The 21,428-nt window shown below is 43.0% G+C and carries 12 protein-coding genes; all 12 read right to left on the bottom strand.

Translation table 11 applies throughout. The annotated features are described in order from the left end of the window. Positions 1-87: 87 nt before the first annotated feature. Positions 88-2,595 carry an L-rhamnose mutarotase gene (locus DV942_RS00975; protein WP_145854501.1) on the bottom strand — a complete coding sequence of 836 codons (2,508 nt, stop codon included), beginning with the start codon at positions 2,593-2,595 and terminating at the stop codon, positions 88-90. Positions 2,596-2,604: 9 nt separating this feature from the next. Then, the gene (locus tag DV942_RS00980; protein WP_145854503.1) at positions 2,605-3,498 is read right to left on the bottom strand and encodes a sugar phosphate isomerase/epimerase family protein; all 894 of its coding nucleotides are present in this window, start codon (positions 3,496-3,498) and stop codon (positions 2,605-2,607) included. A gap of 3 nt (positions 3,499-3,501) precedes the next feature. Beyond that, positions 3,502-5,031, bottom strand: a complete 1,530-nt coding sequence (locus tag DV942_RS00985; protein ID WP_244950791.1) for a DUF4974 domain-containing protein — start codon at positions 5,029-5,031, stop codon at positions 3,502-3,504. Continuing rightward, positions 5,032-5,952 (bottom strand): sialidase family protein, encoded by a 921-nt coding sequence (locus DV942_RS00990; protein WP_244950792.1) that lies wholly within the window; start codon positions 5,950-5,952, stop codon positions 5,032-5,034. It abuts the gene before it with no gap. Then, a complete protein-coding gene (locus DV942_RS23740; protein WP_244950793.1) occupies positions 5,895-6,161 on the bottom strand; it encodes a hypothetical protein in 267 nt (88 codons plus the stop codon). The genes DV942_RS00990 and DV942_RS23740 overlap by 58 nt, the downstream gene beginning before the upstream one ends. A 187-nt stretch (positions 6,162-6,348) precedes the next feature. Then, on the bottom strand, positions 6,349-9,087 hold the full coding sequence (locus DV942_RS00995) for an alpha-L-rhamnosidase (RefSeq protein ID WP_145854505.1): 2,739 nt from the start codon (positions 9,085-9,087) through the stop codon (positions 6,349-6,351). A gap of 113 nt (positions 9,088-9,200) precedes the next feature. Then, positions 9,201-11,984: a glycoside hydrolase family 2 protein gene (locus DV942_RS01000; RefSeq protein WP_145854507.1), complete on the bottom strand. Its 2,784-nt coding sequence runs from the start codon at positions 11,982-11,984 to the stop codon at positions 9,201-9,203. Beyond that, positions 11,984-13,402, bottom strand: a complete 1,419-nt coding sequence (locus tag DV942_RS01005; protein WP_244950794.1) for a sialate O-acetylesterase — start codon at positions 13,400-13,402, stop codon at positions 11,984-11,986. Before DV942_RS01005 ends, DV942_RS01000 begins: the two co-directional genes overlap by 1 nt. Positions 13,403-13,539: 137 nt before the next feature. Then, on the bottom strand, positions 13,540-15,372 hold the full coding sequence (locus tag DV942_RS01010) for a sialidase family protein (protein WP_145854509.1): 1,833 nt from the start codon (positions 15,370-15,372) through the stop codon (positions 13,540-13,542). 336 nt (positions 15,373-15,708) lie between these two features. Continuing rightward, on the bottom strand, positions 15,709-16,650 hold the full coding sequence (locus DV942_RS01015; RefSeq protein ID WP_244950795.1) for a glycoside hydrolase family 43 protein: 942 nt from the start codon (positions 16,648-16,650) through the stop codon (positions 15,709-15,711). Positions 16,651-16,838: 188 nt separating this feature from the next. Continuing rightward, a complete protein-coding gene (locus DV942_RS01020; protein ID WP_145854511.1) occupies positions 16,839-18,239 on the bottom strand; it encodes a glycoside hydrolase family 140 protein in 1,401 nt (466 codons plus the stop codon). A 2-nt stretch (positions 18,240-18,241) separates the two neighbouring features. Then, on the bottom strand, positions 18,242-21,373 hold the full coding sequence (locus DV942_RS01025; protein ID WP_244950796.1) for a DUF6298 domain-containing protein: 3,132 nt from the start codon (positions 21,371-21,373) through the stop codon (positions 18,242-18,244). Positions 21,374-21,428 lie beyond the last annotated feature (55 nt).

Raw genomic sequence — 21,428 nt, forward strand, 5'->3', positions numbered from 1 at the left:
CGTCATTGCGAGGAGGAACGACGAAGCAATCTTTTTTGCTTGTAAGATTGCTTCGGCTGAAAAAGCCTTCTCGCAATGACGATTTCTCTATATCGGTTTAAAGAAAACCCAAACTTCGCCAGGTTTTGTGCCTTCAATTCCTTCCTGGTATTTTTTCATTAATGCATTCCATCCGTCTACCTTGGGGTTATTTTCAGTTGTTTTCGGGTTCAGCTCATCTAAATTCTCGCCTTTGGGTATACTGATAATCAGCATGAGCTGGCGGCCTTTTTTAAAAATAACCAGCCGTTGAAAATCAGCATTGCAAAAGCCTTTTGATATTTCGGGCCATTTCTCAAATTGTGTTTTGTGGTATGCGAGATATTCTTCTTGCAGTTTTTCGTCTTTCACCAGGTTGGCAGATAATATAATGTTGTCCCATTCTTTTACCGGTTCGTTTCCACACTGTTTTTTCCGGTCGAAATCGTAAAACATATCATCGTAAAGTTTAATTTCACTGGCATTGAGTCTTTTTAAGGTTTGTTGGAGACTCTCTGTTTTTAAGGTCGAGGTGTAAATGACCAGGCGATTTTCCCAGTGGTAAATGGATGAACGCAGCAGGTTATTTTCTCGGGCAAATGCGGTTAATGCTTTTTCGCCTGGTACTTTGCCTGTTTTAAAAATCAGCTCAAAAACCACAGGTTTATCTATCGCCTTATTAACCTGCCTGCTCCCAGAAATCGATGATTTATCCTTTAGCAGATATTGATATTGCGCTTCCAGACCAGCGTTTTCTTTGATTTTTTCGGCAACTTCGGGTCCGTTATTTTCCCATAAATTATCCGGGCCATTGGCATTTTGCAGGTATTTTTCGCTGGGCGTCCAGTTATTTTTTATGGTGAAATAAGAAGATCCTTCGTCGGTATAGAGGTAAAACCAATGCTCAGGTAAGTGCGCGTATTTGGCTGTGTAAATACTGTCTACTACATTTTCGGTAATGAATGAACCAAGTTGTGCAGATAAGGTATAAATGCCGGTTACATCGTACATGTGTTTGCCATAATGATGAATTTTGTTGGCACTAATGGTATTGTCCTTCATTGCATTTTTCGTTTTTGTCCAGCCCCAGCCCATGCTAATCCCCGAATAAGAAACATCACTGATTTCATTATGCAGGATTTTAATCCCCCTTACGTAACCTGCTCCAATGCCAACTGCACCCCAATCCTCGTTGGTTACATCGGTAATCAGGTTATTTTCAATCCGGTTATCTGAAGAAATTTCACGTTCATCGCTTGGCTGGTAAGGTAAATGGACTTCAGTAGCTTCATCAGAAAAAGTGCCCATTAGTATCCCTGATCCACCAATATCTTTAAACAAATTGCCTTTAATCAGATTGTTGGTCGTCCCTTTTTGGTAATCGAGTCCGGTTGAAGCGTGGTGTTCGAACCTGCATGCCTCGAAATCGATATGATTGGCATAACTGATCTGGATGGCGGAAGCCGGACGCCCCACCCAGGCCTGGTTCTCCAATGTGGCTTTATCGGCCGTGCCTGGTTGATCTAACTTATAGGCATCAAGCATATACATACCTGCCTGGTGCGGTACATGGCCCTGTCTGGAAGGTAATAACCACGATGCATGCTGGAAAGAAATCCCCTGGAAAGAAATGTAAGCAACCGGATGATCGATGGTTCCTTCAACTTTAACCAAGGTTTCTAAAACGGGCGCCACCGCATCTGCCTGAAGCATATTCTGCTTATCTTTGGGCCAGTAATAAACTTTATGCTGCTGTAAATCCTCGAACCACTCGCCCGGTTCATCTAAGAACTGAATGGCATTGGTTAAATAATAGGCAGAATTCCCGGTTTTATCCGAAAGCCAAGGCGCTGGCCATGGGTGTTCTGATTGTATGCGGCTTTCGGGCTGTAAAAAGGAAAGTTCGGCAGTGTTCTGCTGTGTTTTTACTGATTTTACCCGCAAATTGGCAATCGCCCACCACTGGTGGATGACCATTTCGATGCCTTTAGCCCCGTTGAGGCTGATGTTTTTATTTAAAGGGATTTTGCAGGTCTGTGATTGGGCATCCCAGGACAAAATGCGGTTCATGGCATCGCCGTTAGCATCTTTGGCCCTAACAGCCTTACTATCATTCACCCAAAGCTGTCTGAACAATAAAGTATTATCGGCAAACATAGGTGCATCAGCCACCCAAACTTTACCCATGGCATTTTTAGGTAAGCCTGCAACCGGGCTAGTTAATTTTTTCCAGCCTTTGACTTTTACGCCACCACTAAAAATAACTGTAGCGCCTGGAGCCGCCATAATCCGGGTGGGACTTTCTTTGGTGCCCGAATCTTCGGGACGAAGCACAATAGCTTCATCTAAAGTGTAATAACCATTTTCGATAATGATATGAATCCCACCTTTAACTGAACTATCGTTTAGCCTGCGCAACTCCCTGGCCTTCCGGATGGCAAAATGTAAGGAAGCCAATGGTTTTTCCTTTGTGCCGGTACTGCGATCTGAGCCCAATTTGGAGACATAAATATCGGCTGCGAATAATTGCGCGCACATTAAATTTAAAATCAGCAAAATGGTTAGGTAGGTTCTCATAAACAAGGGTTATCCGGCTTGGAAAATAGATTTCAGGTATCTGGTATTGGCGGTAAAGTTGTACTTCACATTGGTAGGTTGTTTGGCATCGCGACTGCGTTCTATAACCAGCCAGCCACTCCAGCCCATTTCATCTAACGTTTGTTTTACCTTTTTGAGGTCAATTTTGGGGTCATTTTCGAGCCATACACCATCTTCATTGGTCGCATGGACCTGAATAATATTTTTCCTGCCCAGTATTTTTAGTTCCTGGTTTAAATCGCGACCATTTTTAATTGCATTCGAAAAGTTGAAATAGCTTTTGATGTGCTTACAATTGATTTCTTTCAGCAACTGTAGCTCGCCTTTGGCATCGAGTGAAGTCTCAATACCGATAACCACCCCTGCTTTGGCCGCCATTTTACCGGCAATTTTTAAGCGTTCAACAACCGGTACCCTTAATTCGGGATTTTTAACCAAATCGCCCTGTATGCCAAGCGGTAAAAAAATAACCTTAATTTTCATGGCTTTAGCAGTATCTAAACAATCCTGCACCATTTTTTGATAGGTTGGTCGTTTGGCAAAAGACTGGGCATAAAAACCGGTCATGGCCAGGGAACAAAATTCGAGATGAAGTGCGTTTGCTTTTTCGAGGTATTGCGCTCGGATGGCCGGATCTGCCAGTTTATTATCAAAGGTTTCCCGGTCGCCCAGCCCTCCCATATCAATTTCCAATCCATCGGCACCAATTTCACTGGTCAGTTCTAAAGCGCTTAATTTCTGACGTTTGAGGATCATTAAATCAATTACTGCCACTTTGTACCTGCGCTTTGAGCTTGCAGCCAGCAAAACATCGGGCAACATTAAGCTCCCGCCAATTAAGGCAAGATGTTTGATAAAGGTTTTTCTGTTCTGGTATTGCATCGTTTAATTCTGGCTTTTTGGAAAAAATTTTTGCAGGTTTTCAAAACCCATTACAGCATTTTTAGGCAGTTTTTCACCTTTATCGCCGAAAACATACATGGCATTTTCTTTTTCGATGGTTACTTTGCTTTCATCGTACTTTCCTGCTTTGTCTTTAACAGAATTGCCATTGAGTTTAAAATATTTAACCAGAAAATCGTAAAGGGCAATGCGTTTATTCGGACCGAAGTCATGTTTCTCGTCTGGTAAGTGCACATTCTCCACTTTATCCTTTACGCCATAGTAACCATACATTTTTTGCAGGTAAGGGAAATCATGTTCAGGAGTATGTGCAGTCCAGTCGCTACCATCTGATACAAGCAATTGTGGCCGCGGTGCTGCCATTGCAGCAAGTTCAACATTATCTGTTCCACCCCCACATTGGTGAATGGGCATACCGCTTTCGCACGGACAGCCGCCATAAAAGTAGGATGACATGGCTACCACAGGGGCGCTGAGTTTAATGCGGTTATCCATTGCGGTCATTAAAATGCAATGGCTGCCAGCGCCCGAACCACCACTAATGGCTACCCGGTTGGTATCGGTTTCTTTTAGTGAAGTGAAATAATCTAAAATGCGGATTCCTCCAAGTGTTTGTACGGTTTGCGACAGACTTTTTCTATGGTCTTCGTATTTAAACTGCAACATCGATTCGCCCCAGGCGAAGAGGTCGTAACTAAAGGCCATAGCCCCCATACGGGCTATCATGGCACAACGGATTTGGCAATCGGGACGGTAACGCTGTTTTTCCCAATGTCCATCAGGACTTAAGATTACCGGTATTTTTCCTTTGATATTTAGTGGTTTATAAAGTGATCCGTTGGTCCAAACGCCTGGTAAAATCTCTAAAGCAATGTTTTCTACTGAATAGCCATCAAAAATTCGTTTAGCAGTAATAATTGGGTTCGAATTGGGCTTGGCCGGTAAAGGAGATAATTGCAAAGCCTCAAAAAGCTGAGGTTTAATCAATGCTTTCCGTTTCTCCCAGCTGTCCCGATCGCTGTATTTTGAAGCTAAACTATCGAGATAAGCCCAGCCATCCTGTACTTCCCAGCGGTAATATTCATATTCTTTAAGCTTATAAACGCCTGCTTTCTCTTTGTTCACCTTCATATCCAATGGAGTAAGTACATTGGATAAAGTTTCATCTACATCTGCCCGAAAGCGCCAGTTGGCATAGTTCACCCATTTATCTTTTACCTGGGGCTCGGCATATTTAATTTTTACGTGATAACGGTTTTCAATATCCTTAAGTACCTCTAATAGAGTTTTTTTGTATGCTTGATCTGAATTTTGGGTTTGTGCGAAAGTGGTAAACGAGAAAATAGACAGTAGTAAGATGATAATATTTCTTTGATAACCACTCAGTCGATCGTCATTTCGACTGAAGCCAGCCGGCTTTTCGCCGGGTGCGAAATGGAGAAATCTACTTACACAGATTTCTCGACTGCGTTGCACTCCGCTCGAAAGGACGTATTTAAATAAATTTATCATTTAACCCTCCTCGTTTTTAGTTTCAGTAATTACCGGTGCGGTATATCCCTTTAGTTTTGGCCAAATGCCATTTTTAATTTTCTTCAATTTTAATTTTGAAGGATCTACTACTACGTGTTTGATTTTTTCCCTTCTCCAGGTGTAAATAAAATGCAGCATGCCATCAGTCGTTTGAATAACAGCGGGATATGAATACTGGCTTATAGGCGAATCTTCTAAAATCAGTGCAGCGTACCAGGTTTTACCATCTTTAGAAACTGAAACATTTAACGGTGTGCGCGCACCCTTGGCCAAATCGCCGGGAGGCAATACATGGTTGTAAACCAATACCTGTCTGCCATCTTTCAGCGTAACGGCATCGGTACCTGAATTGTTGTTGGGTAAAGTGGTTTTGGTCAACGGCGACCAGGTTTCGCCGTTATCTGTAGACCATGATTCGGCAATGGCGCGGTTTGCGGTACGTGCTAAAATCTGAAGTTTACCTTTTCCATACTGTAAAATACTGGGTTGGATGGCTTTAATTCCGTTTTCCTGCAACGGCCCTACTGTACGCCAGGTTTTGCCGTTATCTTTGGTTACCTCGAAATGTACTTTCCAGCCATCGCCTTCGCGGCTGGATGGGGCGAAGAGATTTCCGTTACTTAACAAAACAGGTTTGTTTTTAACCGGACCGATGTTGCCATCTGGTAATTTTTCAGCTTCAGACCAGGTTTTACCACCATCTTTTGAACCGCGCATCATGCCCCACCATTCAGATGGTTTAGGCCCTATTTTATAGAACAACAATAAATCGCCCCCTGGCACCTGGTACAACACGGGATTCCAGGTAGGTAAGCGTTTGCCATCGGCCAAAATACCATTGGCTACAGAAACCGGTGCCAGCCATTTTCCATCAAGAAAACGGCTGATGTAAATCTCCACATCGGGATTCCGCTCTTTGGTCCCCCAAAAAACGAGGCCACTAAGCCTGTCGGGGTTTCGGCAATGGTAGCTGAGTGGCAGGATGGAAACGGAGCCTTATCGTATAAAAACTCCTGTTTAACGATTCCGGTTTGCCATTTTTCTACCTGGGCATGGGCAGTAAGCGTGAAGGCTGCTGCGGCTATGGTTAAAATTCTTTTGAATATCATACTTATTAGTTTTGGCCATTGCGAGGTTGATTTTTAATCAGGCGAAGCAATTTTTTTGCTAAATAGATTGCTTTCCCGAGAAATCAGAACTGGCTGACGTGCCTACTCGCAATGAAGATTTGTTCTTGCGCCATGTTTGTGTCCACACAAACCATCATTTTAATTACTTCGTGCCTTGCACTCAAGATTAACGTTCTACCACAAACTCATAATCACCTGAGCCCACCTCATAAATGGCTCTGTCTTTTTCTAATTTTATAAATTTTAAATCCTTTATTGAACCTGAATTTTCTGTAACTGCCTGTTTGTTTTTTGCCGGAATAAAAAGTGTAGCACTCGTATTGGCCGGAATACTTACTTTCCATGTAAATTTACCGGTAGTTTTGGTATAATCGCTTTTAATTAATCCATAAGCCGACTGATAACTTGCATTTACATGATCTAATCCAGCGATCATTTCGGGTTTCATGCTAACTTTTTTAAAGGCCGGGCTTTCCGCTTTAATACCAGCCAGGTTTTCGTAATACCAGATCAGTAAATCGCCCAGCATCATCACGTGGTTTTGCGAATTCATTTTCGGATCGGCGGTATTGCCATTCCAAAGTTCCCAAATGGCGGTTGCGCCGTTATCGATCATATAACCCCAGCTTGGGTAAGTTTTTTGTGTAGCGATGGTATAAGCCAAATCGGGTCTGCCGTAATCGTTCAAACAGCGCATTAGCCACTGCACGCCCACTAAGCCATTGCTTAAATGCCCTTTATTAGTTACTTCAACGGTATACACTATATTTTTGAAAACCTGATCGATATGCTTTTCCGGAACCATTCCGAAATAGAGCGGAATGATGTTGTCTGTTAAGTTATTATCGCCATAAAAGCCTTTTTCGTTATAAAATCTCTGATTAAAGGCAGCTTTTATTTTATCGCCAAGTGCCTCATAATTTTTGTAATCACCTTCATTCCCGCTTATCTTGCTAAACTGCATCATCAATTGTGTAAAATGATAGTAGTAAGCCGTCGAAATCAGTTCGGAAGGATACTTTTTATCGGCACTTTTACCTCTGCCTGCCTCAATTGTTACGGGTGGCATGCACCAGTCACCATAACTGTCTTTGGTGAGGATATTATCTTTCATGTAACGGTCTTTCATATAAGCCAACCATTTTTTAATGGCCGGATAGTTTTCAGCCACCGCATGTACATCGCCCGTTTGCCTGTAAAGCATCTCGGTAATGAGCACAATGGAACCCGGCCAGCTCATGTTATCACTGTAATAACGCCAAAATGCGGGTGCAACATCGGGGATTGCTCCATCTTCTTTCTGTGCATTCCTGATATCCTGCAGCCACTTAGCATAAAAACGGCCATTATCAAAAAGGAAATTTTCGCCATGCGCAACGGCTCCTCTGTCGCCTAGCCAGGGCATACGCTCGTTGCGTTGCGGGCAATCAATCGGGATGCCTTTGTAATTTCCGGCGATACCCCACCAGGCATTTTTAAAGATCTGGTTGATTAGTGCATTTGACGTTTCGAAAGTGCCTGCGGTATTCATTTTATCGTAGATCATTTTTCCAACAAAGTCGCTGAGGTTTGGCGTGTAATTAAGGCCAGATAGTTCTACATATCTAAAGCCGCGATAGGCAAAAGTGGGTTCCCACAATTCTGGCTCACTTCCTTTAAAAGTATATAAATCAGTGCATTTGGCATTGCGCAGGTTTGCTGTAAATAACTCGCCATTTTCCTGTAGGGATTCAGCAAAACGCATTTTCAATTGTTTGCCTTTTTGACCTTTAACTTTAATTTGTAACCAACCAACCATGTTTTGACCCATATCGAGGATAAATCTGCCGCCAGAGATTGCTTTAATGGCAACCGGTTTGAGCGTATTCATCACCCGCATGTTTTCGTTCATCTGGGATTCGATGGTTCCCGAAGGTTCCTGTACAAATTCTGCTTTCAGCCATTTGCTGTCGTCGAAACCTGCTTTATTCCAGCCGGTTGCTTCTTTTGTGGCATCATATTCCTCGCCATCGTACTCGTTATTTGCACGGATGGGCCCATCAGCAGTGCCTTTCCAGCTATCATCGGTGTCGATGTTGGCTGTGCTGCCATCGCTGTAGACAATATGAATGTTCAGCAGCATTTTAGGAAAACCAAAGGTTTTAATTTTATAGGGTTTTTCATTTTGCCGCATGGCGAAGAAACGACCATTGCCTAAAATGGCACCAACTGCATTTTTCCCTTCCTGCAGATAAGGCGTCACATCGTAGGTGTTGTATTTCACGTTTTTATTGTAATCAGTTGGCGAAGGAGTGAGTACCTCCTCACCTACTTTTTTGCCATTCAGATAAAGCTGGTACAAACCCAGGCCGATAATCGAAGCTGTAGCGGATTTTACTTTTTTAGAACTTTGAAATTCCTTTCTGAAATAACGTGCCGATAAACGGGAGTCGGTTTTGATGTTATCCCATGGAAAGGCCCGGTCGAAACCAATCCAGCCTTTTGGCCAGTCTTTATAATTGAGCAAGCCCATGGTCCACGAATTAGTAGCCGACCATTCGCTTTCGCCTTCAGATGTCCAAACTTTAACTTTCCAGTAGGCTTTCACACGACTGGCTAATTTTTTTCCGTTGTACTCGACATGAATAGATTCATTACTGCTTACTTTTCCTGAATTCCAGAGATCTCCATCATTTTGAACTAGTTTTTCAGTAGTTGAGGCCACTAAAATCTGATATGCTGTCTGAATCACATTTCTTTCTTTTGAAATGATTTGCCATGCCAAACGTGGTTTTAAAACATCAATGCCAAACGGATTAACCAACATCTCGCATTTCAGATTTTGCATGCTCACCTGGGCCACCAGTTTTTGGAGCGGCAAGAGTAGCAGCAGTGTGATTAGCGATATGTAGGTTTTAATGTTCATTTTTTTTGTGATTACACCGATTCAGTTAATTATTTTTTTGCCACAGATAAACACTGATCTTTCAGCAATAATTCAATAATATTTTTATCTGTGTTCATCCAATTCATCTGTGGTTAATTCTTGGTAGAAAAATCAAAATACAAAGTCATATCCAACGCTCTCGCCGGTTCTTTTTCAAAATCGTAAAATACATGTTTCATGCCCATCGGACCGGTGGTTTCTGGTTTTTGCGTTTTGGTACCGATAGCCGAAATTCCGTTCATAAAAGAAATGTCGCCGTTTGGAAAAGTCGGACTCATGTTATCGTATTCTGTGTCTTTCGATTTCTTCGGCGTAAACAGCCTTAAAAAAATATCTTCCCTATCGGTTACTACCCTGAAATTTTGTGCCTTGCCGATAAAATCGCACCAGTACAAATTGGCATAATAGCCTTTAAATTCAGGATATTGCCATGGTGGTTCTCCGGTTGCCGAATCGTTGTAATCTTTTTTCCATACGCCTAGTCGGGTACCTTTCATGCGGTTTTTCCAAACACGGTATGGTCCGCTACCTTTGTAAGTTACGCCTTTCATTTCTGTTTCGGGATAAGAAAAGTTTAAGCCAACGAAAGTGGTAAAATAAGCCGCGGGGAAATATTTTACCTGCATTTTTAACCATCCTGATGGATAAATGGTCCATTCCAGGGTGTTGTAACTTTCTTTTCTGTCAAAAGTTGAAGTGATAACCAGATTTTGGCCATCCATTCTGGTCGTGAAATTTTTAAAGTTATTTACACCTTCCTGTAAAACCGGTCCGTTGTTAAATGGGATGATTCCTTTCGTATTCTCGACCTTTTTCAGTAAACCGTTTGTTTTATCAAAGGTTAGTTGAACGCCGTTAGCAGAAACTTCGAAAGCTGTAGCCGATGTTTTGAGATCCACTTTTGATGATCCGGTAGTTAAAACCAGTTTGGCAGCATCATCTTTTGGCAGGCTGATCGGGAAACTCCACGTAAATAATTCCTTGCCGTAAACATCCTTAGCGGTTAGATACAGTGCATCGAAATTTTTCCAGTCTGCAGGAAGATTGATTTGCAATTTTCCTTTCTTTAAAGGTTTAATATCAGGTGCATTTGCTTTACCTGCTTTGAAATCGGTTTCGGAACCATCGGCTTTTAATCTTTTTAATTTCCATTCAAAACTGCATTGGTTCAGGTTGGTAAAGGCATACCTGTTTTCCAGAAGGAAAGTACCATCAAATGCAGCGGTGATTTCTTTTTTTTCGACAAATACCGGACTCCATACTTCTTTAATGGTATAAAAACTGCCCTCTTTTTCGTGGTATGGCCCTACAATGCCGTCAGGACCATGGTTACCATCAGTATCCAAAATGCCATTTTTATCGGTGCGCACTACAGCCTGATCTGCAAAATCCCAAAGAAAGCCACCTGCAGAAAGCGGGTTGTTCCACATTGCGTTCCAGTAATCTTCTATCCCGGCACCATGGCCGCCATCCCACATGCCATGCAGGAATTCTGTTGGCATTAAAATATTGTGACCATGATCGTAATTGCCGATACCATAATTATACTCGCGGTAATGTGTGGTTTCGAAGCCACCAAAAACCTCCCATGGGTGGATTAACGGGCGTTTCTGTAGATCGTTTTCAGGGAAAAGGCGATCGAGTTCCCGGTTGTGTCCACCTTCGTTTCCATTGGCCCAGAATACAATAGATGGATGATTTTCATCGGCGGCCATCATTTCTTTAAATAGTTTGGTGCCGGTGGCTGTGTTGTAGGTACCGTGCCATCCGGCGAGTTCATCCATCACGAAAAGGCCAAGCGAATCGCAAACGTCGAGAAAATGATCATCGGGCGGATAATGAGACATGCGAACGGCATTCATGTTCATTTCTTTCATTAACTGCACATCTGCAATGCTAATTTTTTTACTGGTGGTACGGCCAGATGAAGGATAAAACGAATGCCGGTTAACGCCTTTAAATTTTATTTTTGCGCTGTTGATATATACGCCATCGCGCTCACGGACTTCAATCGTTCTGAAACCTATTTTTTTGATGATAACATGAACTGGTTTACCGTCATCATATAAAGTAAAAGTAACTTTATATAGGTTTGGGAATTCTGGCGACCACAATTTTGGTTTTGGAAGTGTATAGCTAATAAAATGATTTTTATTGTCATCTGGCATAACTATAAGGTCTGGAATAAACCCAAAAACCTTTCCATTTTTATCGGTAAGTTTAGTTTCGATTCTATTATAGGAGCCAGATGCATTAACAATAGCCTCAAATCTTCCACTTGCTGATGCATTAGTTTGAACACGATTGATATGTGATTCTGGTAAAGCCTCAAGGTATACGGGACGGAAAATGCCGCCAAAAATCCAAAAATCTGCTTTGCGTTCTGCATCGTTAACCGATTCATTGTCAGAATTTTTAGCTACTTTTACTTCAAGTAAATTATCGCTACCCAACTTAAGCAGTTTAGTAATATCGTATTTAAATACATAAAACGATCCCTGATGAATTTCTCCGGCCAGCTGACCATTAATTTTGACCTCTGTATCGGTCATGGAGCCTTCAAAAACGATATTAATCTGCTTGTTTTTCCAATCAGCAGGAACATTGAATTTATACTTATAAAGCCCTTGTTCTTTGCCTTTATTTTCTTCTTTATTGAAACCGTAATTGTATTTTCCAAAACCTTGCAGCTCCCAGTTTGAAGGAACGGGAATAGTGGCCCATTTGCCTGAGTTCATGCCTTCCGTACAAAAGAACTCCCAATTTACGGTATGGTCGTTGCCCGTGCCTGATAGATATAATTTCTCTGTTTGTTGTGCCTTAGCCAGGCAAAACAGTAAAATAAAGCAAAGAAATAGTGATGACCGTTTTAACATTAATTGATTTTGAATTGCAGGGTTAATGGATTATCAGTTCGAAAGGGTAAAGCGGGCAAGCCGTTGCTATAAAAATTTCCCGAAGGGTTTTCTGACCAGTTGTAACGTACCGCTTTAGGATGCAACACCTCTTTGGCAGATACCCATACTTTTCCGGCTTTAATTTCGGCATTGGCGGGTACAAATTTCCCGTCAGCTCCGGCCAATGTAAAGCCCGCGACAGTGCCAGAATCTTTCACATTTAAATGTTCGAAATTGAGTATGGCCTGGTTCGCTTTAAAGGTAACAGCTTGATAAATTGGACCTGAAAAATCTATCTTTTGGTGATAAGTTTTAGCTAAAGCCCAAATTGCCAGGCGTCTGCCTACCTCCCATTTATAGGTTGGATGTAAATCGCCACCGTTATCGTTTAAATCGGAAGTTGAGATCATTCCCGTATTAGGCAGGCGTAAAAGCTGTTCCTGCGCTTCCCAAAATGCAGGTTCTGTATCCGCGGTTAGTACCACTTTTTCGCTTTTTTGCTTGCTGTAATCGAAAGGGGCTATTTGTACGTAATAAAAAGGAAACTCTTCCCTCCAGGCCTTGCGCCAGCTTTTTATCAGCGCTTTCATTTTATACGCATAACTTATGGTTTCATTGAGGAAACAATTCGTTTCACCCTGGTACCACAAAACACCACGAATTTTGAAATTGGTCAAAGGTTCAATCATCGGTACATAAAACTTACCAGGATCGTTGCCTATTTTTTTGTCTTTAAAATAGGCTTCATCAGCAAATGCCTTTTCCGAAATCCAGGGTTCGATAGCACTGCCCGGCACTGCAGAAGAAATTACGCCTACTGGAACACCCAATTTTTGTTGTAATTCTTTGGCAAAGAAATAACCTACAGCCGAAAAGGCGCGTAAAGCAGAATCTTCGGCCACACTCCAGCTTTTATGAATGGAATCGGGGTTGATTAAAGTTTTTCTGTTTACCAGGAAAATCCTGATCTGTTGGTTGTTGGCCTGTGTTGCTTCATTGGCCGGAAAGCCCAGTTTTTCATTTTTGGGTTTCGGGATTTTAGCCAGTTTGCGCATGGCATACTCCATGTTCGATTGACCGGAACAAAGCCATACTTCGCCAACCAAAATATTGCTCAGCTTGATGGTATTTGAACCCGAAATGAGCATACTTTGCGGTTGTGCTGATGTTTTTAAAGGATTTAAAACTACTGCCCAGTTTCCGTTATTATCTGTTAGTGTTTCTTTTTTCTGCCCCGCAAAGGTTACGGTTACGCGCTCGCCTGCTGCTGCAAAGCCCCAGATATTGATGGGTTTATCGCGTTGTAAAACCATGTTACTGGAGAGGATTTGTGGCAACAGGATTTTGGCGTTGGCGGAGAAAGAGAAAAGAGATAGGATTACAGTTATTATCGTCATTTCGAGCAAAGTGCAACGTAGCCGAGAAATCTTTTTAGTTTGCTTAAAAGATTCCTCCACTACGGTCGGAATGACGATCGCGCGGGGATGCACTGACGGGAAAACTCCCAACTCCCAACTCCAAAGTGAAAACTGCCTCATAACCCCTCCGTTTTTAAATATTTGATCAGATAAACGGCTTCTTTTTTCTCGGCCTCACCTGCGTTCTTTAAATCGTAGGTTTGATCGGCTGGGGTGTCTATATCCGGGAAACGGCGTACATTGCCTGTACGGAAAACAATGCGCGAAACATTGGCTACCGGCTGGAAAGCCAGACCAGTAAGCACATCTTTACCATTAACGGTAATCGTATAAAAACGATTTGCGGTGTTTAGTTTTAGCTTGATATCGTAGGTTTCACCAGCCTTATATTTTAAGAAATTTTTGTAGCGCGCACCAGCTTTTGCACTTAGTACACCTGCAGTATCAAAAGTTAAACGCACGGTAGCCATGCCTTTATCATCTTGCAGCTCAATTTCGAGTAAACCGAAATTATCCTGTTTAGGCGTAACCGAAAAAGAAGCGTTTAGCTTACTTGAGGCCGGAAACACACGTTCGGCTTTTGCATAATCAAAAGGATCTCTGTCTTTTAGGACTAAATTGCCATCTTCTACCTTTACCGGTGCCCAAAGCGGACTGTAAATATTCCACAAAGCCAAAGCTTTATCGGCAGGCATTTTACTGAAATCATCGTTTACATGGGTTTTAACCGTTGTGCTTATGGGTACCGGAATACCTGAAACCCAAATGTCTTCCTTATTCATGCTGTAGGTAACCCAAAGCTTCCCGTCGGCAGGTTTTCCGTTACCTTCTTCAATACCCCGAACGTATTGCGGACCATACGATTTATAATTGCCTCCATAACGCATGGGTGAGATTTCACCATTTACCAAGGAAAGGTCAGTATAATCCAAACCATTCTTACTGGTGGAGATGGCCAGTGGCCAGCGGTATTCGGATGGATTATAAACGGTTGCAAAATGGCCATCGCTGGTTTTTTGGCCCCAGATTTTGGCATTGCTGTTTACAAAACCGGGGGCACGAAATGCACTTTCAGGCCAGCTTTTACCATTGTCGGTACTGATGGCGGTTAAGGCGTTCTTCCATAGGCCCACTACGCGGCCATCGGGTAAGTGATAGTAGCAGAAGGCTTTGTATTGTTTTTGCAAAGTAATTAAAGGGTCTTTCCGATCAGCTTCTTCGTTCCATTGTTGGGTCATTAATTTATTCGCCAGCAGCTCGTTACAGGCCTCAATAAAAGCCTTGCTTTTGCTTTTGGTGTAGTATGGATATTTTGTATTCTTTTCAGAATAACCTGGGTTGTAACGGATGAAATAAATCGGTCCGTATGTACCATCTGCCTGTATTTCACGTACGACCCGGCCAATGCCATGTCCGTCATTAGGATCGTCCCTGGCATCGAAACTGATGGCGTAAAAGCCGAGCACCAGGAAAACATTTTTGCTCGAAACATAAAAACCCATTCTTTGGTGCATTACCGCATCCAGATCTTTGGCTACATCTGTACGGCCTTCTTTTGTGGTACCATCCGGAATCCTGTAAATGGGAAAAATAACATCAGGCTTGGTCCAGGCGTAGCCATCTTTTGATGATTGCAGCAGCGTTTGTCCTGGCGGGATGCTCTCGCCTACTTTATCGCTCAAATATTCTACATAAAAGCGGTTGTTCCAATAAGCCAGCATGGGTGCGTGGTTATAGGTCCAGCCAAAGTTTTCTGCCAGCTCTGGGTGCTCACGGTTTGCACGGAAGGTTTGGATGCTGTGTACACCCACTACCGGTGTTAACTGCCCGTGGTGGTAATCGGCATTAACCAGTGTTTTGCCAGTATAGCGCACGGTATCCTGTGCCTGCACAGTGGATAGTGCCAATGCAAGTAGGATAGCTAAACCAAATATCTGTTGTACTTTCATTTTAATTATGTTCTACGTCATTGCAGTTTCCGATTTTTCATCGGAACGAAGCAATCTTCCTTGCTTAATAGATTGCTTCACGCGCCCGCTCCTTGCCTTACTTCAGTTCGCAATGACGAATTATTTGTTAATCAATACCTCTTCAATCACTTTCTTTTTCGCCCAGGTATCAGATGCATTTTCATTTAAATTTATGTTCTACGTCATTGTGAGTTTCCGATTTTTCATCGGAACGAAGCAATCTTTTCTGCTCAATAGATTGCTTCATGCGTCTGCTCTTTCCCTTACTTCAGTTCGCAATGACGATTTTCTATTTCTTTTAAACCTCGCAGGTTTTTAAAACCTGCGAGGTTTATTCAATAAATCTTTAATCAATTTCTTCTCCACTTTTAAAATAGTACCATGTTTATGTCCTTCGGGTACTGAAATTTCGCTGGTTATATCTTTAAAGGTTTTAAAATCAGTAGTTTTCATGGCCGAATAGTTTTTTTGTCCATACGCGTCGAAATAAATCAGCCAGTCTTTTCCGGTTTTTACCACTGTCGGGCCTTCGGTTAGTTTAGGGCTAAAAGCTTCAGATACATTCGTATAGGGGCCTAAGGCAGAGGATCCAAAAGCAACTTTTAAATTGCGGTTAGGCCGGGTATTGTCTTTCAGAACCAGGACATAATCTTTTGCTTTACGTTTAACAATCACGGCGTCGATCACGCTAAAGCCGGGATCGAGAAATAACCTGGGCTGAGAAAAGCTTTTGAAATCTTTGGTCGTAACCGAGTACATGCGGTGGTTATTTTCCTCCTCTTCTATCCCTTTGGCAAACCGGAACGGTATGGTCGATGCCCAGATGATGACATATTCTTTATTCTCTTCATCGTAAAAAAGCTCCGGCGCCCAAACGTTCACGGTTTCAGGTTCGTTCTCCATTACCGAAATAAATTGCTGTTTACCCCAGTGAATCAGATCTTTGGAGCTGGCATAGCCAAAACCTTTATCACCTTTCCAGCTACAGGTCCAAACGAGGTGAAAAGTGCCATCAGGGCCTTGTACCATGGATGGATCACGCAGTACTTTTTGAGTTCCGACTGTTGGTTTTAAAAAGATTTTGTTGAATTCGGTCCAGTGGTACGCATCGTAACTGTACAGCAAGCGCAAGCCTTCTGTTGCCGGTTCATGGAACGAGGTAAACAAATAAGCCTGTTTACTGCAGGAAGTTAACCCGCAAAGTGCCAGGCCTAAAATGGCTAACCGTAAGGAGGATATGAACTTTAATTTTAACACTTTATTTGTTTATAGTGGTGCTGAATATTGCTATCCGGTACTTTTATTTGTTTCTTTTTCGGCATCAGATGGTAACAGCTGACGCCACGTTATAGGATCGTGATTTCGACTGAAGCGCAGCGGAACGGAGAAATCTGTTGAGAAAATCTAAAGATTTCTACACTATGGTCGTAATGACGATCTTTCTATTATATTTTATCTAAAATCAAAACCCAGTCGTTGCCGTTGGCAGCTTCGCCGGGAGGGTTAAACTCATGGATGCCTTTGTTCTCCAACTCACCAATTGGGATTGTTTTTCCGGTGCGTGGATCAAACCATGAAGCTTTTACATCATCGCCATCAATTTTACCCATTTGCACCTTAAAATTTCTTCCGGTATAGGTATAACACATGGCGAAATCTTCGCCCCTTGTTGCCAATACGCGATCATATTTTTCACCGTTGCGACCTGCGATTAACGTTTGGTCGGGTACGCGGTCGAAATAACTGCGCGAAAGCAGCAGCTTTTTTAAATACCGCATTTGGGTAGCTCCCTGTGCATTTAAAGCTGTAATCCATTGCTCTTTCGGGCCATAAGCCGGTTTTTTATCGGTAAACTTGTACATCTGCATTACCGAATTGTGGCCGTATGTATAACCAAAAGCACCCGCAAAAACCGACCAGTAACCATATCTTCTCACATCTGCAGCTGTCCAGCGTGGCTGTAAGGTATCGTGTAATCCTTGAGGAATACCCTCATAGGAGGGTTCGCCATCAATTGTTGGTTTAACGGGTTTTAACCGGTAATCGGCTTCGATGTATTTCCAGTTGTCTTCGCCATAGTGCAATTTCTCGTTCTTAGAAGTATCCTGGTCGTAACGGCGGTGGCCGGATTGTACCATATCAAAATCGCACCAGGGCGAGTTATGAAACCATTGCGAAGAAGCTGTTCTGCCACGAGGATGGAAAGTAATTAAATGATTCGGATCATTGGCCCGCAAGGTTTGACCAATGGTATTCCAAACTTTCAATCCATCAGAACCTTTAATGTCGCCACCGTTTAACCAGACGATATTCCATTTCTCACGATATCTTTTGGCTAAAAATTCAGCATATTTTTTAGCCTGCGCCTCCTTTACTTTGCCGGCTTTAACATTAGTACCCCAAACGGGTACCAATGCCATGTATAGGCCTTTTTCTGCGGCTTTATCTACAATATAATCTACATGGTCCCAGTAATCGTAGGCTACAGAATCTTTAGGGTTATTGCCCGGGGTAAGCATGGGTTTGGCTACGTCGCCATGCACTACAGATGAATCTAAATACACATTGCGCGACGGCACATCGTGCAAAACCATCACCTGGATTACGTTAAAGCCCTTCTGTTTTCGATCTTCGAGATAAGTATTGGCTTCTTCGCGGGTCAATCTGCTAAACAGCAACCAACCGGTATCGCCCAGCCAAAAGAAAGGTTTTCCGTCTCCTGTGGTTAAATACCTTCCGTTTTCAGAAACCAGCAAGCTTTTATCGCCAAAATGTGGCCTTTCCTTACAGCCGAATGCCAGCAGGTAAAGCAGGCATAAAAGGAATGTTTGAGATTTAAGCTTCATAACTAAATTTTGTTGATGATGATGAGCTCTTCGCTACTACCGGTTTTATTGATTCTCGCCACAGCATTTCCGTTTATTTTTTCTTCTTTCAGCACTTTGCCATTTTTTGGGTTCAATATTTTTACACTGAATTTTCCTGTAGCTTTACTCAGGTCTAAGCTTAATGGCTCGGTCGAAGCATTATAGAGTATATAAGTTTTTCCGGCATTTTCCAAACCATATTGTTTTACATTTTTTCCGGCCGGAAGAAAAGGTTTAGTGCCCGAGATCAGGTTTAACGTGACTTTATCGATATGACCGGCATTGGAAAGCGAGCCTCCTGCCATTAAAATGGCCCAGCCAAAATTTTCGTAATTATCCCCCGAATAGATGACTGCTTTTTCAGGGAATTTGGTTTTATATTCAGAAACAGCACGGTAAACTTCTTCAAAAGAGGTTTTCTTTGGTTTTAGAAGCCGTGCATGCTGACGCGGCGCCAGGCTTAAACCTCCTTTAGGTGCATAAGCTGTACCATCTGCCTGATAATGCCAGTATCGGATATCAATTAAATCAACTACATTGGCACGCTCCGGATCAGCCAAAATTGCGTCCTGAACATCTTTGGTAACGCTCAGGCCAATAATCGGGTGTTTCCCGGTTTCTTTTTCCCATTCTTTAATGGTATCGATCCAGAACTGCACAAAATGCAATGGACCGGTAAACTCGGCACCAATAAGCTGGATGACGCCAGAATTTCCTTCAAAATTCTCCAGGCACTTGCGGATATAGGCTTTATGAATGGCCCTGCGGTGTTCGTTACTGATATCATAGAACTGTTCGGCCATAAAAATCCGTTTATCACCTGCATAGGGAACCGGTTCCGGAAAACCTGTGCTGTTTATGTTGTTAGCCGTACGCCACGGAAAATCAGCGTAATGTGCACCTGCTTCGATAATGTTGTGCTGAAAATAATTTTCGTGGATGAGTACCAGGCCTTTCTGATCGGCCAGGTTAGCAAAGTTTTTTAAACGGTCCCAATACCAGAGGTTGTATCTGGTGATGTCGTATTTACTCAGGCCATCCCAGGCTTTGTCCTTTCCGCTACGGGCAAAAGGAAGTTCGTAAAAAGGTGCCCAAACTTCGCCGTCCATCCGGCGGATGCGTTCGTGGTCATCTCTTCTCCTGTCGTACCAGAGACCATAATTGTGATCGAGGATTTTAACCGAACCATTCTTCATCGAATCAGTGATATCATCCAGGTTATCGGTTAAACCATTGCCTTCACGCCCTGGTACAAAACGCGTAATGTGAAATTTAGTGTTTTTCAATCCATAAGGCCGGGCACTTCCATTCCACCAGGGAACTTCCTGTCTGTCGCCTAATATAATTTCATTTCCGCGGGTAATCCAGCCATTTTTAATGCTTATTACGTCAGCGGTTTGTGTGTTACTCTTCTTATAAATCCCTGAAGCGTTTAACAGCTTAGCCTGGCCTTTCTCTATAGGGATCTTATTTCTTTCGGTGGCCGAATCGATATATTCAGATAAAGTTAAAGCGGGTTTGTAGGCCAGTTTGGTCAGTTTTACTGCTACATCAACCGGTGGACTGCTTGATGCTTCTGTTTCAACCGGAAGTATAAAAGCGCTGGCATCTATACTATTGCCAACCCTGTCTTTCAATTGTGCAAAGTACAAACTGCGTGGCTGAATCTGCTCGTTCGACATATCCCAATAACCATCGCCCGAAAACTGAGCCCAGGTACCGAAAGCCCAGTTTTGAGCAGTTGGAGGCTGATAATTATCTACCCTGGCTGCGCTGCACTGCCAAAAAACACTGTTTGCGGCGCTCCATCCTGCTCCTTGCCCATCCTGACCACGGTTTAAATAACTTAAGGCCTGTCCGTCGATATTCACAATATCGAATAATACGCCCGAAGCCCAGCTATCGTAAGCTCCGCTGAAAGAAAATGGCAGGTATGCCTGGCATTGTACAAAAACATTAGGGCCTGGGGCACAGAAACCGACGGCAAAATCGTGGTAACCGTATTCTGAATATAACCTTTGGAAAAGCGTTTGTTGCCCTGTTGTTAAAAAGGTATAACGGCGCTCACCACCAATTTCGGATACAGGTGCCAACGATTTACAATCTTCAACGGTAATTCTTTTGGCGCTGGCCAGTACATTCACAGCAGAACCTGCAAAGTGTTCAAAAACCACCTGGCGTACCCAGGCATCTTCCACATTTTCGAGGCAAATGGCTGTCCAGCGGTGGTATTCGTCTTTAATATTGTCTTTATGGTAATCCGATTCAAGCTTCAGGTTCTCGATTCCCACCTGTGCGATCCGGCCATTCCATTTGTATTTGGCTACTGTTGCACCGCCATATTTAGCATCGAGTGCTGTGGTAATGGGCGCATCGAAAGTAATGGTCGATCCATTAATAGCGATAATTTTGCGATCCCAGAAAATATCTCTGGTACCCGGTTTCCAGCCCAGGGCGCTTTCACCACCGCCGAACTCAACAGTTTTCAGGGTTTCGATCCACGCGCTGGTCGATGGCCGCTGAATGGTGATTCGGTCACCCACCTTAAAGCTGCCGGTATTGGCCAGTGTAAGCCGGATGGCATTTATGGGTGCATAAATATCTGTAACAGCCACAGGTGCTTCCTGCGTTTTATCATTTTTACCCAAAACCCTGATCACACCCATGCGGTCTAAACCAGTAGCAAAAATTCTAGTACCATCGGCTCCCATACCACTACCCCTGATAATGACGCCGGAAGCTGCAATTTTTAAAGTGCCGGCAACTTCATACGTTCCTTTTTCGAGTAAAACAGCCCCTCGCAAACCATCTTTTCCGGGCTGCATGGCCGAAACCATATCAATCGCCCGCTGGATGTATGGTGTTGCATCTCCTTTAACCAAAGGAACAACGATTTTAGCTATTGCTGTCGGAATGGCTTTTTCGCCAGCCATATAACCTGCATAAGAAAAATCGGGAATGCGGTTGCCCTGAGCATCGGCTGTGTAAGCCAATTTTCCATCGTTACCTTTAAAAACGGGCTTAGGTGGTTCAACTGGCCTGGTTTTCTGGGCAAAGCATGCCGCTCCCATCAAAAACGCGACGACCAGCATCGGTACGGTTTTGAATGGCATTGATTTTAATATTTGGTTAGTTTTGGGCATTTGCGTTTTTTAAAGTATTAATCAT

The organism is Pedobacter suwonensis, from assembly GCF_007833675.1.
GTDB classification, from domain to species: Bacteria; Bacteroidota; Bacteroidia; order Sphingobacteriales; family Sphingobacteriaceae; genus Pedobacter; species Pedobacter suwonensis.

What these genes read in the sequence shown, in the direction of transcription:
- DV942_RS01020 (WP_145854511.1), bottom strand. Translation starts at nt 18,239, where the DNA reads ATGAAGCTTAAATCTCAAACATTCCTTTTATGCCTGCTTTACCTGCTG.
- DV942_RS00980 (WP_145854503.1), bottom strand. Translation starts at nt 3,498, where the DNA reads ATGCAATACCAGAACAGAAAAACCTTTATCAAACATCTTGCCTTAATT.
- DV942_RS00985 (WP_244950791.1), bottom strand. Translation starts at nt 5,031, where the DNA reads ATGATAAATTTATTTAAATACGTCCTTTCGAGCGGAGTGCAACGCAGT.
- DV942_RS01025 (WP_244950796.1), bottom strand. Translation starts at nt 21,373, where the DNA reads ATGCCATTCAAAACCGTACCGATGCTGGTCGTCGCGTTTTTGATGGGA.
- DV942_RS00995 (WP_145854505.1), bottom strand. Translation starts at nt 9,087, where the DNA reads ATGAACATTAAAACCTACATATCGCTAATCACACTGCTGCTACTCTTG.
- DV942_RS01010 (WP_145854509.1), bottom strand. Translation starts at nt 15,372, where the DNA reads ATGAAAGTACAACAGATATTTGGTTTAGCTATCCTACTTGCATTGGCA.
- DV942_RS01000 (WP_145854507.1), bottom strand. Translation starts at nt 11,984, where the DNA reads ATGTTAAAACGGTCATCACTATTTCTTTGCTTTATTTTACTGTTTTGC.
- DV942_RS23740 (WP_244950793.1), bottom strand. Translation starts at nt 6,161, where the DNA reads ATGATATTCAAAAGAATTTTAACCATAGCCGCAGCAGCCTTCACGCTT.
- DV942_RS01005 (WP_244950794.1), bottom strand. Translation starts at nt 13,402, where the DNA reads ATGACGATAATAACTGTAATCCTATCTCTTTTCTCTTTCTCCGCCAAC.
- DV942_RS00975 (WP_145854501.1), bottom strand. Translation starts at nt 2,595, where the DNA reads ATGAGAACCTACCTAACCATTTTGCTGATTTTAAATTTAATGTGCGCG.